This window comes from Pseudarthrobacter sp. S9, assembly GCF_050156545.1.
In the GTDB taxonomy this organism is placed as follows: domain Bacteria; phylum Actinomycetota; class Actinomycetes; order Actinomycetales; family Micrococcaceae; genus Arthrobacter.
Window position 1 is genome coordinate 3847442 of the sequence record NZ_CP189576.1, and the last position, 12089, is coordinate 3859530.

The window sequence follows — 12089 nt, forward strand, 5'->3', positions numbered from 1 at the left end:
CCGGTGTTTTAACCGCATTACAATCATCTTGGGCCCCTTAGGGGGTCCGGGGAACAGCACTGAGGAGATCCACGTGGCTAGCTTTGTAGACCGGGTAGTACTGCACGTATCCGGCGGTACCGGCGGCCACGGCTGTGTCTCGGTGCACCGTGAGAAGTTCAAGCCCCTCGGCGGGCCCGACGGCGGCAACGGCGGCAACGGCGGCGACGTCATCCTGCGGGTCGACCCGCAGACCACCACCCTGCTCGACTACCACCACGCCCCCCACCGGCACGCCACCAACGGCGGCCCCGGCATGGGCGACTGGCGCGGCGGGAAGAATGGCGAAACCCTGATCCTTCCGGTTCCGGAGGGAACCGTGGTCAAGTCCAAGAACGGCAGAGTCCTCGCAGACCTCGTGGGCGAAGGCGCGGAGTACATCGCGGCCGCGGGCGGCATCGGCGGCCTGGGCAATGCATCGCTTTCCTCGCAGAAGCGCCGTGCCCCCGGCTTCGCGTTGCTCGGCATCGAAGGCGATTCCAGCGACGTCGTCCTGGAACTGAAGTCCATCGCTGACATCGCCCTCGTAGGCTTCCCCTCCGCCGGCAAGTCCAGCCTGATTGCCGCCATGTCGGCCGCGCGCCCCAAGATCGCCGACTACCCCTTCACCACCCTGATCCCGAACCTGGGCGTCGTCCAGGCCGGCGAGGTGCGCTTCACCATCGCCGACGTCCCTGGCCTGATCGAGGGCGCCAGCGAGGGCAAGGGCCTCGGCCACCATTTCCTCCGCCACGTCGAGCGCTGTGCCGCACTGGTGCACGTGCTGGACTGCGGAACGCTCGAATCGGACCGCGACCCTCTCTCGGACCTGGCCATCATCGAGGCCGAGCTTGAGAAGTACGCCGTGGACATGAGCTACAGCGGAACCGACGGCGAAGTGGTGCCGCTGAACCACCGCCCCCGCCTCGTCGCCCTAAACAAGGTGGACCTGCCGGACGGCAAGGACATGGCCGAGTTCGTCCGCCCGGAGCTCGAGTCCCGGGGCTACAAGGTCTTCGAGATCTCCGCCACGAGCCACGAAGGCCTCCGCCAGCTCGGCTTCGCCATGGCCGAAATCGTCAAGGCAGCCCGCGACGCTGTCGCCGCGGCCCCGCCCAAGGTGCACGCCCCCGTGCTGCGGCCCCGGGCCGTCAACGAATCCGGCTTCATGATCCGCCGCGAAGAGAAGAACCTGGAGCCGCTGTTCCGCGTCCTGGGCGACAAGCCGGTCCGCTGGGTCAAGCAGACCGACTTCACCAACGAGGAAGCGATCGGCTACCTCGCCGACCGCCTGGCCAAGCTCGGCGTCGAAAACGAACTGTTCAAGCAGGGTGCCACGCCTGGCGACACGGTTGTCATCGGCGAGGAGGACGGCGTCGTCTTCGACTGGGAGCCGACCATGATGGCCGGCGCCGAGCTGCTGGCCGCGCCGCGCGGCACCGATGTGCGGTTCGCTGACATCGGCGACCGCCCCACCCGCGGGCAGAAGCGCGACGAGCAGGTCGAACGCCGTGAGGCCAAGGCCGCCGCCCGGGCCGAACTCGAAGCCGAACGCAAGGCCGGCATCTGGACCGAATCGGTCAGCGGACGCCGGGCCGCCAAACCGCTCAAGGAGAGTGGACTGGGCGAAGCAGATGACGAGTAAAGCCGTCGTCGCGCCCGGCTCCACGGTCACTCCGGACCGCACAGCCCCGGACCGCAAGGCCACGGACCGCACAGCCCCGGACCGCACCGCCCTGTCCGGGGCCCGCCGGATCGTGGTCAAGGTCGGCTCGTCCTCGCTGACCAGCATCAAGGGCGGCATCTCGGAAGAGGCCCTGACCGGCCTCGCCGACGCCCTGGCGCACAAGCGCAATGAGGGCACCGAGATCATCCTGGTGTCCTCCGGGGCGATCGCCGCCGGGCTCGCCCCGCTGGGGCTGGAGAAGCGTCCCCGCGACCTCGCCACCCAGCAGGCTGCCGCCAGCGTGGGCCAGGGTCTGCTGATGGCCCGGTACACCCACGCGTTCGGGGCACACGGCGTCACCGTCAGCCAGGTGCTCCTGACCGCTGACGACTTCATGCGCCGCAGCCAGCACACCAACGCGTTCCGGGCGCTGGACCGGCTGCTCAACCTCGGGGTGGTGCCCGTGGTCAACGAAAACGACACCGTCGCCACGCACGAGATCCGCTTCGGCGACAACGACCGGCTCGCCGCCCTCGTGGCCCATCTGGTCCGCGCCGACGCCCTCGTGCTGCTCTCCGACGTCGACTCGCTCTACGACGGCCCTCCGTCGCACGGCGCCAAGCGGATTACCCACATTTCCGGTCCCCATGACCTTGAAGGCGTCTCGATCGGCCGCGCCGGCAAAGCGGGCGTCGGCACCGGGGGAATGCTCACCAAGGTCGAGGCCGCCAGCATCGCCGCGGGTTCGGGTATCCACGCCCTCGTGACCTCCACCGCCAACGCCGCCGCAGCGCTGGCGGGGGAGGACGTGGGGACCTGGTTCTCCGTCAACGGCTCCCGCAAGCCGATCCGGCTGCTGTGGCTGGCCCACCTGGCGTCCGTGCAGGGCACCCTCGTGCTCGACGACGGCGCCGTGAGGGCCGTGCGCGACCGCCACACCTCGCTGCTGCCGGCCGGTATCTCCGCGGTGCACGGCACCTTCGAGGCGGGCGACGCTGTGGAGATGGTGTCCGCCGACAGCACGGTGATCGCCCGCGGGCTGGTCAACTATTCCGCCGCCGAACTGCCACAGATGCTGGGCCGCTCGACGCGGGAACTCGGCAAGGCGCTGGGCCGCGGATATGACCGTGAAGTTGTTCATGTTGACGATCTGGTGCTGGTCTAAGCCGCCTGCTCGCCTAAACTTGAAGCATGACTGAGGCCCTGACTTCCCACGCCGCCGCGCCCGCCGATGACTTCCGCGCGGTGCCGGACCCGGCTGACGCCGGCGCGGCACCGGACGTCGAAGCCGCCGTCCACGCCATCGCCGACCGCTCCCGCCGCGCCGCCCGCAGGATGGCCCACGCCAACCGTGCGTGGAAGGACCGCGGCCTGCGCGCGATCGGCGCCGCGCTGCTGGAGCACAAGAACCATATCCTGGCAGCCAATGCCAAGGACATCGACGCGGGCCGGGCGAACGGCACCACCGCTGCCCTGCTGGACCGGCTGACCCTCACCGGGTCCCGGATCGATGCCCTCGCCGCGGCACTGGAGAACCTCGCCACCCTGCCCGATCCCGTGGGCAACGTGGTGCGCGGCCAGACGCTCCCCAACGGACTCCGGCTGCGCCAGGTCAACGTACCGATGGGCGTCGTAGCCGCCATCTACGAGGCCCGCCCCAACGTGACCGTGGATATCGCCGGTCTGGCCCTCAAGAGCGGCAACGCCGTGATCCTGCGCGGCGGGTCCGCCGCCGCTGCGACGAACTCCGCCCTGGTCGCCATCCTCCGCGACGCCCTGGAATCGGTGGGCCTGCCCGCCGATGCCGTCCAGTCCGTGGACCAGTTCGGCCGTGACGGCGCGAACGCCCTCATGCGGGCCCGCGGCCGGGTGGATGTCCTGATTCCCCGTGGCGGCCGTGAGCTGATCCAGACTGTCGTGACCAACTCCTCGGTGCCGGTCATCGAGACCGGCGAAGGCAACGTCCACATCTTCCTGGATGCCTCCGCGAACGAGGACATGGCCGTGGACATCCTGCTGAATTCCAAGACCCAGCGGCCCAGCGTCTGCAACACCGTGGAGACATTGCTGGTGCACTCGAAGTCCACCGTGCTGCCCGCCGTTGCCGCGGCCTTGCGCGCCGCCGGCGTCACCCTGCACGCGGACGAGCGGATCCGCGCCGCCCTGCCGGCGTCGATCGCATCCGTGCCGGCCACCGAGGAGGACTGGGCCACCGAATACATGGACATGGACCTTGCCGTGGCCATGGTGGACAGCCTGGATGAGGCCGTCAAGCACATCCGCAAGTGGTCCACCGGGCACACGGAAGCAATCCTGACCAACGATCTCGCCAACGCGGAACGCTTCATCGCTGAAGTCGACTCGGCCGCCGTGATCGTGAATGCATCCACCCGGTTCACCGACGGCGGCGAGCTGGGCCTCGGCGCCGAGGTGGGGATTTCCACCCAGAAGCTGCACGCGCGCGGCCCCATGGGACTGAAGGAGCTGACCACCACCAAGTGGATTGTGCAGGGCGAGGGCCAAATCAGGGCCTAGCAACGCTGTAACATGGAACGGAAGACCGGAATGGCGGACACCTCCGCCGTCGTCACTTTTTCAACTCACTAGGGGAGAACATGCTGTCGCAGCAGATCGCCACATTCGTCGCCGCCGCTGGCGCAGCCGCCCACGAGGAAGCGGCGCCGCTCATTGCACCGCCGTTCGTCATTGGCGCCTCGCTGTTCGGGATCCTTGTACTCCTGATGCTCATCACGCTGTCCTACTCCAACCTGGGCAAGCGACACGAGGCCGTCGAGGAGCACGCGGACCCGCACCGCCAGCACCCGAACAAGCACGATCACGGCCAAGGCCACTAATATTTCCGCCACCATGAAGCAGCGCGGCGCCAAGCGCCGCCTGCGTCTGGGTGTGATGGGCGGCACGTTCGATCCGATCCATCACGGCCACCTCGTTGCGGCCAGTGAGGTCGCGGCCAAGTTCGACTTGGACGAAGTCGTGTTCGTGCCTACGGGCCAGCCCTGGCAGAAGATGGCCAAGAAGGTCAGCGAGGCCGAGCACCGGTACCTCATGACCGTCATCGCCACCGCCTCGAATCCCCGCTTCACCGTCAGCAGGGTGGACGTGGACCGGCCCGGTCCCACATACACGATCGATACCCTGCGTGACCTGCGCACGCTGCGCCCCGACGCCGATCTCTTCTTCATCACCGGCGCGGACGCACTGGCCCAGATTCTTTCCTGGAAGGACATCGACGAGCTGTGGTCGCTCGCGCACTTCGTGGGAGTGACCCGGCCCGGCCACGTTCTGGACGGCATGGGCCGCAAAGACGTCAGCCTCCTCGAGGTGCCGGCCATGGCCATCTCCTCCACCGACTGCCGCACCCGGGTGGCGAACGGAAACCCGGTCTGGTACCTCGTGCCCGACGGCGTTGTCCAGTACATCGCCAAATACGGCCTGTACGACAGCCAGCCCGATCCCGCCGGGAATGACGCGGCAGGGAATGATCCCGCACAGTACGAGCCAGTCAACGAGATAAACCATCGAAAAAAACCAACCAGCCAGCACTGAATGAGTTTGCAATGAGTCAGGAACAGCCTCCCGTCCGCAGCCGCCGCGAATTGCGGCAGGCCAGAGATGAACGCCTGGAAGCGAACCAGGAACCCGGTTACGCACGCCCGGGCGTGGTTCCGGCTGCCTCAGCACCTGCCTCAAAGCCGTACTCGAAGCCTTCTGCCCCTGGTGAGCCGGCGAACGCGGAGACAGACGCGGAAGAAGAGACGGACGTTACCGGCCGGAACCGCAGGGTTGCCGACGGCCCCGTCGACTCGGTGCATGGCGGCTCGGAACGGTCGTCACAGGTCCGCGCCCGCGACCGTGCGGCGCTCCGCACCATCAAGGAGCTGGCCGAAAAAGAGGGCCACCTCGCCGGCGGAGGTCCGCCCACACGCCGCCAGTTGCGGCTGCTGCAACTGGCGGCCGAAACGGCCCCGGCCACCGCTGCCAACATGATCGTCCCGGCCCCGCCGCGGACCCGGGCCACCCCGGTCGTCGCCCCGTCGGACGCCAAGCCGGCCACGAAGCCTGCAGCAGGCAAGGATGCGGCAAACAGGGATTCAGCCGCCAAGGCGACAAAGGCTCCCGCGCAGGACGCCGACGGCGGTGCCCCCGGTCGCGGTGGGCAGCCGCCCGCCGGGATGACGGTGGAACAGGCCCTGGCCGCGCGGGAACTGCTCGTGGAGCAGGCCCACAACCAGGTGGCAAAGATGGAGCACATCGCCGCCACGGACCCCGATGCGGTTGATCCGGCCGTCCTTGCCGAGCAGATTGCACTGGCCGAACGCGCCGCGGTGCTGAACCGTCGGGCCGCGGCCAAGCAGAAGCTGGCCGAACAGACCAGCCGGCCGGCCCCGCCGGGGAACGACCCCACGACTGCCAACAACCTTGCCATGGTCACCCCCCTGGAGTTCGTCCAGGTTCCCGGCGTGGAGCGGCCCGTCATGAAGCGCCCTGCCACGTCCTATGTTCCGGTGGTCACCAACCCGGGTCCCCGGGTTGAGACGCCCCGGAAGTCCGGCAAGCGCCGCCCCGGATTGTCCCGGCAGCGGGGCGCCGGTCCTACGACAGGCCGCGCCGGCGTTCTGGCCCGCGCCGAAGCTGCCGCGAGGGCCGGAGCCGCAACGCCGGCGGGGAACTCCGCGGCGGAGTCCGACGAGAATTTCGCCGGCAGGGCGCCGGTGCCAGCGAATGCCGCCTACGGTCTCGATCCGCTGGACGCCGCCACCGCAGGCCTCGGCAGGGCCCGCCGACTCCGCATGCTCCAGCTGGGTGTCCTGGCCCTGGGTGTGGTCGCCCTCATCGCCGGCATCACGCTGATCGTCACCGGCCTGGCGCGCTAGGCCCGCAGCCCGCCCACAGCAGCTTCGACCACCACAACAGCTTTTCCACCACCGTTTTTACATCACAGTTTTTCATCACAGCTTTTACATCACAATAAGGAGTCCCGTGACTGCAACCGATTCATCCATCGCCACAGCCCGCCACGCAGCCCGAGCTGCCTCGGAGAAGCTTGCCGAGGACATCGTGGCCCTCGACGTCAGCGAGCGGCTGGCCCTGGCCGACGTTTTCCTGATCGCATCGGCCCCGAGCGAACGCCAGGTCAACGCAATCGTCGACGGCATCGAAGACGAGCTCGCCAAGTTTGACCTGAAGCCCGCCCGCCGCGAGGGCCGCTCCGGCGGTCGCTGGGTGCTGCTGGACTACTCAGACGTTGTCATCCACGTCCAGCACGAGGAAGACCGGGTCTTCTACGCCCTGGAGCGCCTCTGGAAGGACTGCCCCGTCGTCGATCTGCAGCTGGGTGACGACGCCTCGGCCAAGGCCACGGCCGGCACCGAAACGGAGTAGCAGGCCGGCCTGGCAGCCAGACAGAGAGCCTGAATATGCCCGATTTGGAATTTTCGGAAAGGCTGTTCTAAGATATTTGAGTTGCTTCGGAGTGATCCGGACAAAGAACTGGGGCCGGACGCGTGAGCGGACGGGGTCGGAGCAGCGAAAATTCGGGGCTGTGGCGCAGCTGGTAGCGCACCTGCATGGCATGCAGGGGGTCAGGGGTTCGAGTCCCCTCAGCTCCACCGGGTAATCCGCCGGAATCGAAAGATTCCGGCGGATTTTTTTATGCCCCATTTCTTCGTCAGACTTCCCGCCCGGGCCGCTATTTTTCGGCGGCACGCGTGCCGATTCGCGTGATCCGGATTTGTGGTTTAAGATAATCAGGTTGCTTGCGGGAAGTTAGTTCTTCCCCAGGAAATTCGGGGCTGTGGCGCAGCTGGTAGCGCACCTGCATGGCATGCAGGGGGTCAGGGGTTCGAGTCCCCTCAGCTCCACCGAAGAGGCCCCGCTCATTGAGCGGGGCCTCAACTGTTTTCCTCGCCGACCGTCCTGACGGGTCCTGCCTGGCCGGGCGTTCCTGACGGTCCCGCCTGACCGGCCGCGCCGCCGGCACGGGCGCCGGAAGACTAATATGGGGACGTGAACGACTCCCTTCCCCCTTGCCCCGAATGCTCCAGCGAATACACCTATGAGATGGGGGCGCTCCTGGTCTGCCCTGAGTGCGCGCATGAATGGTCCCCGGCCGCGGAGGCAGACGCCGAGGCGCCGGCAGAGACCGTCATCAAGGACGTCGTCGGGAACATCCTTGCCGACGGCGACACCGTCACGGTCGTGAAGGACCTGAGGATCAAGGGCAGCTCCACGGTGATCAAGGTCGGCACCAAGGTCCGCGGCATCCGTCTCGTGAACGGAGTCGGCGACCACGACATCGACTGCAAGGTGGACGGCGTAGGCCCCATGCAGCTCAAGTCCAGCGTCGTCAAGAAGATCTGACCGGGGGATCGGGCCATCACAGGGGACAGGCTGCGGTTCGCCGACGTCGTCGTGATCGGGGCCGGCCAGGCCGGGCTCTCGGCGGCGTACCACCTGCAGCGCCGCGGCTTCGTCGCCGCGGGGACAGCGAGTGCCGGGCCGGAGGCTGCCGGTCCCGGCACCGCCGCGGATCCGGCCCGGACGTACATCGTGCTCGACGCCGAGGACGGCCCCGGCGGGGCCTGGCGGCACCGCTGGAAAAGCCTCCTCATGGCCACGGTGAACAGCATCAGCGATCTGCCCGGCATCGCGCAGCCGGCCGTGGACCCGGCCGAGGCGAGCTCGAGCTTCCTCACCCGGTATTTCGGCGGCTACGAACACGAACTGGGCCTGGCCATCGAACGTCCCGTCAAAGTGCATTCCGTCCGCAGGGAGGACGAGGAGCCTGCCGGCCGGCTGCGGATCACCACCCCCCTCGGCGCGTGGTCCGCCCGGGCCGTGATCAATGCCACCGGCACCTGGACCCGGCCCTTCTGGCCCATCTACCCGGGCCAGTCCAGCTTCCGCGGACGGCAGCTTCACGTTGCGGACTACGTTTCAGCCGAAGAGTTCCGCGGCCGGCACGTGCTCGTGGTGGGCGGCGGCATCTCGGCCGTCGGGCTGCTCGATGAGATCTCCCGGGTCACCACCACCACGTGGTTCACCCGCCGCGAACCCGTGTGGCGGGACGCGGCCTTCGACCGGCAGGCGGGACACGACGCCGTCGCCCTCGTGGAGGAACGCGTGCGTCAGGGACTCCCGCCGCAGAGCGTCGTCTCAGTGACGGGACTGATCTGGACCCCGGTCCTGCGCGCCGCCGCCGCGCGCGGCGTCCTTGAGCGGCACCCCATGTTCACGGCGATTGAGCCCGACGGCGTGCGGATGGCCGACGGCAGCTTCCTGCCCGCCGGTGTGATCCTGTGGGCCACCGGCTTCCGGGCCGAACTCGAACACCTCGCCCCGCTACACCTGCGCGGTCCCGGCGGCGGAATCGCGATGGACGGCACACAAGTGGCCGCGGAGCCGCGCGTCCACCTGGTCGGCTACGGGCCGTCGTCGTCCACCATCGGCGCCAACCGGGCCGGGCGGGCCGCCGTGACGGGCATCGTCCGGATGCTGGCGGAGCAGGATAAGTTAGCAACGGCCCTGAACCCCCAGGCCTGAACAGAATAGGCGGAAGCTCGCTCGTGGCGGACAACAATCTCGAATCCCTCTTTTCCCGGCTGAGGAGGTTCCCGGACGTCGAAGCCGCCAACCTGCAGGCCTGGGATGCCACGGACAAGCTCCTGCTCGACACCGCGGCCGGACTCCTGTCGCCCGGCAGCACGATCGCCGTCGTGGGGGACCGCTACGGCGCGCTGACCCTCGGGGCGCTGACTCTCCATACGCTGACTCCGGGGGCGATGAAAAGCAACGCACCGCTGGCCGCGACGGTGCGGGTCCACCAGGACCTCATCACCGGCGAACGAGCGCTCCGCCATAACGCCGCAGCCCTGGGGATCGACGAAGGCTTTGAACAGCTCCCGCTCGGAGCCGCCCTGCTGGAGGGAGCCTCCGTGGTGCTGCTCCAGCTGCCCAGGTCCCTGGCCGAGCTGGACGAAATCGCCGACGCCGTGGCCCGCTACGCGGCTTCCGACGTCGTGCTGCTGGCCGGCGGCCGGGTCAAGCACATGAGCCTGGGCATGAACGCCGTCCTGGAGCGCTACTTCGACGAGGTCCAGCCTCAGCTCGCCCGGCAGAAGTCACGGATCCTGCTCGCCGGGCAGCCCAAGCCGGTCCAGGGCGCCAGGCCTTTCCCTGTCACCGACGTCAACGCCGAGCTGGGGCTGACGGTCTGCGCCCGGGGTGCCGTCTTTGCCGGCACGGGCCTGGATATCGGGACCCGGTTCCTGCTGGGTTTCCTGCCGCAGATGCCGCACGCCCGGCACGCCATCGACCTCGGCTGCGGCACGGGAATCCTCGCGGCCATGTACGCCCGCAGCAACCCCGGCGCCAGGGTTACGGCCACGGACCGGTCTGCGGCCGCCGTCGACTCCGCCCTGGCGACAGCCCGCGCCAACGGTCTGGAGGCGCAGATCGGCGTCGTCCAGGACGATGCCATGAGCTCCCTGCCGGAGGGCAGTGCGGACCTGATCCTGCTCAACCCGCCCTTCCACCTGGAGGCGGCCGTCCACTCCGGTGCGGGGATCAAGTTGTTCGAAGCGGCCGGCAGGGTCCTCGCCCCGGGCGGGGAACTCTGGACGGTGTTCAACAGCCACCTGCACTACCGGCCCGCGCTGGAACGCCTGATCGGCCCGACGCGAGAGGTCGGGAGGAACCCGAAATTCACGGTGACGGCCAGCACACGGCGCCCGGGCGCTAAAACTGCCCGAGTATGAAGCGGGGGTGTGGGCGCATGCCTGCACGTAACGTACGATTCTGACATCAGCAGTGCCTGGCCGAAGACATTTAGAGGTATCAGTGACCGAGATACGGCAACCCTCACCGAGGCGCGGAACCAACCTGCCCCGGATGGGTGACTTCAACCTCACTGTCATCCTCGACGCCATCCGGCGCTCACCGGGCGGCCTGAGCCGCGTGGAGCTGGCCCAGATCGTCGGGCTGTCCCCGCAGACGATCTCCAATATCTCCCGCCGCCTGCTGGACCAGAACCTGATCATCGAGGCCGGCAAGGAAGGCACCGGCCCGGGCAAGCCGCGGACCATGCTTCGCCTCAATTCCTCCGGCATGTACGCCGTGGGCGTCCATCTGGACCCCGCCGTGACGACGTTCGTGGTGTTGGACCTCGTCGGTGCGGTGGTCAAGCACACCCGGATCAAGACCCCGTCCGGCGCGGACCCCGGCGCCGTCATTGACACCATAGCCGCCAAGATCCGGCAGCTCATCGCGGATTCGGGCGTGGACCCCGCCAGGATCGCCGGGCTGGGGGTCGCGTCACCGGGCCCCATTGACCTCGAGGAAGGCACGGTTGTGGACCCGCCGCTGCTGCTCGGCTGGGACCGTGTCCCGCTCCGCGACGCCCTGGCGAATGCCACCGGCCTGTCCACCCTCGTGGACAAAGACGTGACCAGCGCGGCGGTGGCCGAGACTTGGGCGGGCGGCCCGAGCGGCACCGGCAGCTTCATTTTCATGTACATGGGCACGGGCATCGGCTGCGGGATCGTCCTCAACGACGAGGTGGTCCGCGGGACCTCCGGAAACGCCGGCGAAATCGGACACATCGTGGTGGATCCCGGGGGTGCCCTGTGCGACTGCGGGCTGCGCGGCTGTGTGAAGTCGACCTCCATTCCCCAGGTCCTTGTGGCCCAGGCAGAGGAAGCGGGAGTGCTGGACGGCCCCCGCCGGGAAACCAACGGACCCGCGGTCCAGGAAGGCTTCGCCCAGCTCTGCGCCCTGGCCGACGCCGGCGACAAGCTGGCCGCGGAGATCATCGACCGCTCGGCCGTGCTTGTCGCACGGGCCGTCGCGGTGGTCACCAACACCCTCGATGTGGATCGCGTCGTTTTCGGCGGCCCGTTCTGGAGCGGCCTCTCGGCGCGGTATCTGGACCTGGTTCCCGAGATCGTCAGGGAGAACAGCGCCACCCGGAAGATCCACGCTACCGAGGTTGTCGGTACCGGCGTCGGCGAGGATGTCGGAGCCATCGGCGCAGCCTGCCTCGTCCTGGAGCACACGCTGGCTCCGCGCTCCCAGCGCCTGCTGTTGGAGGGCTAAGCGGAGTCAGTAGATGTTCAGTCGATATCTTCGATGACGGTGCCGAACGGGAGGTTTTCATCCAGGTGTGCCTGGTGTCCGTGCGGCAGGTTCAGGACCCTGACGCCATGCGACTTTTCCGCAGCAGACTGCATCAGGACGGGCCGGACCGTGTTGATGAAACTCTCGCTCTTGCCGGCGAGATACTCCTGGTAACTGGCTGGAAGCTGGATCATGGGAACAGGATAGTCCTGCACGCGCGCAATGGGGAGGGATCCGCATTGCCGGAATTCACGAACAATATTCTGTCCGG

The 12089-nt window shown here is 68.2% G+C and carries 12 protein-coding genes and 2 tRNA genes; 13 read left to right on the forward strand and 1 reads right to left on the reverse strand.

The genetic code is table 11. The features are described 5' to 3' along the window. Positions 1-73 precede the first annotated feature (73 nt). The 13 genes from obgE (at position 74) to ACQCSY_RS18510 (ending at position 11797) form a co-directional block, all read left to right on the forward strand. The gene (gene obgE, locus ACQCSY_RS18450; RefSeq protein ID WP_427131030.1) at positions 74-1663 is read left to right on the forward strand and encodes a GTPase ObgE; all 1590 of its coding nucleotides are present in this window, start codon (positions 74-76) and stop codon (positions 1661-1663) included. Continuing rightward, positions 1653-2849 (forward strand): glutamate 5-kinase, encoded by a 1197-nt coding sequence (proB, locus tag ACQCSY_RS18455; protein WP_427131032.1) that lies wholly within the window; start codon positions 1653-1655, stop codon positions 2847-2849. The genes obgE and proB overlap by 11 nt, the downstream gene beginning before the upstream one ends. 26 nt (positions 2850-2875) lie before the next feature. Then, a complete protein-coding gene (locus tag ACQCSY_RS18460) occupies positions 2876-4219 on the forward strand; it encodes a glutamate-5-semialdehyde dehydrogenase (RefSeq protein WP_427131034.1) in 1344 nt (447 codons plus the stop codon). An 80-nt stretch (positions 4220-4299) separates the two neighbouring features. Further along, a complete protein-coding gene (locus ACQCSY_RS18465) occupies positions 4300-4539 on the forward strand; it encodes a hypothetical protein (protein WP_427131036.1) in 240 nt (79 codons plus the stop codon). A 13-nt stretch (positions 4540-4552) separates the two neighbouring features. Next, a complete protein-coding gene (nadD, locus tag ACQCSY_RS18470) occupies positions 4553-5251 on the forward strand; it encodes a nicotinate-nucleotide adenylyltransferase (RefSeq protein WP_427131038.1) in 699 nt (232 codons plus the stop codon). A gap of 11 nt (positions 5252-5262) precedes the next feature. Next, positions 5263-6579 (forward strand): hypothetical protein, encoded by a 1317-nt coding sequence (locus ACQCSY_RS18475; protein ID WP_427131040.1) that lies wholly within the window; start codon positions 5263-5265, stop codon positions 6577-6579. Positions 6580-6685: 106 nt separating this feature from the next. Then, positions 6686-7087: a ribosome silencing factor gene (gene rsfS / locus ACQCSY_RS18480; RefSeq protein ID WP_427131042.1), complete on the forward strand. Its 402-nt coding sequence runs from the start codon at positions 6686-6688 to the stop codon at positions 7085-7087. Positions 7088-7241: 154 nt separating this feature from the next. Continuing rightward, positions 7242-7314: transfer RNA gene (locus ACQCSY_RS18485), tRNA-Ala, on the forward strand. A gap of 179 nt (positions 7315-7493) precedes the next feature. After that, positions 7494-7566, forward strand: a tRNA-Ala gene (locus tag ACQCSY_RS18490). Positions 7567-7711: 145 nt separating this feature from the next. Continuing rightward, the gene (locus tag ACQCSY_RS18495) at positions 7712-8065 is read left to right on the forward strand and encodes a zinc ribbon domain-containing protein YjdM (protein ID WP_427131044.1); all 354 of its coding nucleotides are present in this window, start codon (positions 7712-7714) and stop codon (positions 8063-8065) included. A 51-nt stretch (positions 8066-8116) separates the two neighbouring features. Continuing rightward, positions 8117-9247 carry an NAD(P)-binding domain-containing protein gene (locus ACQCSY_RS18500; protein WP_427131045.1) on the forward strand — a complete coding sequence of 377 codons (1131 nt, stop codon included), beginning with the start codon at positions 8117-8119 and terminating at the stop codon, positions 9245-9247. Positions 9248-9270: 23 nt separating this feature from the next. Continuing rightward, positions 9271-10461 (forward strand): class I SAM-dependent methyltransferase, encoded by a 1191-nt coding sequence (locus ACQCSY_RS18505; RefSeq protein ID WP_427131047.1) that lies wholly within the window; start codon positions 9271-9273, stop codon positions 10459-10461. Positions 10462-10594: 133 nt separating this feature from the next. After that, the gene (locus ACQCSY_RS18510) at positions 10595-11797 is read left to right on the forward strand and encodes an ROK family transcriptional regulator (RefSeq protein WP_427131048.1); all 1203 of its coding nucleotides are present in this window, start codon (positions 10595-10597) and stop codon (positions 11795-11797) included. 17 nt (positions 11798-11814) lie between these two features. Here the strand turns inward: ACQCSY_RS18510 and ACQCSY_RS18515 are convergent, their stop codons facing one another. After that, positions 11815-12012 (reverse strand): hypothetical protein, encoded by a 198-nt coding sequence (locus tag ACQCSY_RS18515; RefSeq protein WP_427131050.1) that lies wholly within the window; start codon positions 12010-12012, stop codon positions 11815-11817. Between the last annotated feature and the right edge of the window lie 77 nt (positions 12013-12089).

Bases quoted from the DNA above. Each gene is read 5' to 3' on its own strand.
- proB (WP_427131032.1), top strand. From the start codon at position 1,653: ATGACGAGTAAAGCCGTCGTCGCGCCCGGCTCCACGGTCACTCCGGAC.
- ACQCSY_RS18460 (WP_427131034.1), top strand. From the start codon at position 2,876: ATGACTGAGGCCCTGACTTCCCACGCCGCCGCGCCCGCCGATGACTTC.
- ACQCSY_RS18465 (WP_427131036.1), top strand. From the start codon at position 4,300: ATGCTGTCGCAGCAGATCGCCACATTCGTCGCCGCCGCTGGCGCAGCC.
- nadD (WP_427131038.1), top strand. From the start codon at position 4,553: ATGAAGCAGCGCGGCGCCAAGCGCCGCCTGCGTCTGGGTGTGATGGGC.
- ACQCSY_RS18475 (WP_427131040.1), top strand. From the start codon at position 5,263: ATGAGTCAGGAACAGCCTCCCGTCCGCAGCCGCCGCGAATTGCGGCAG.
- ACQCSY_RS18510 (WP_427131048.1), top strand. From the start codon at position 10,595: ATGGGTGACTTCAACCTCACTGTCATCCTCGACGCCATCCGGCGCTCA.
- ACQCSY_RS18515 (WP_427131050.1), bottom strand. From the start codon at position 12,012: ATGATCCAGCTTCCAGCCAGTTACCAGGAGTATCTCGCCGGCAAGAGC.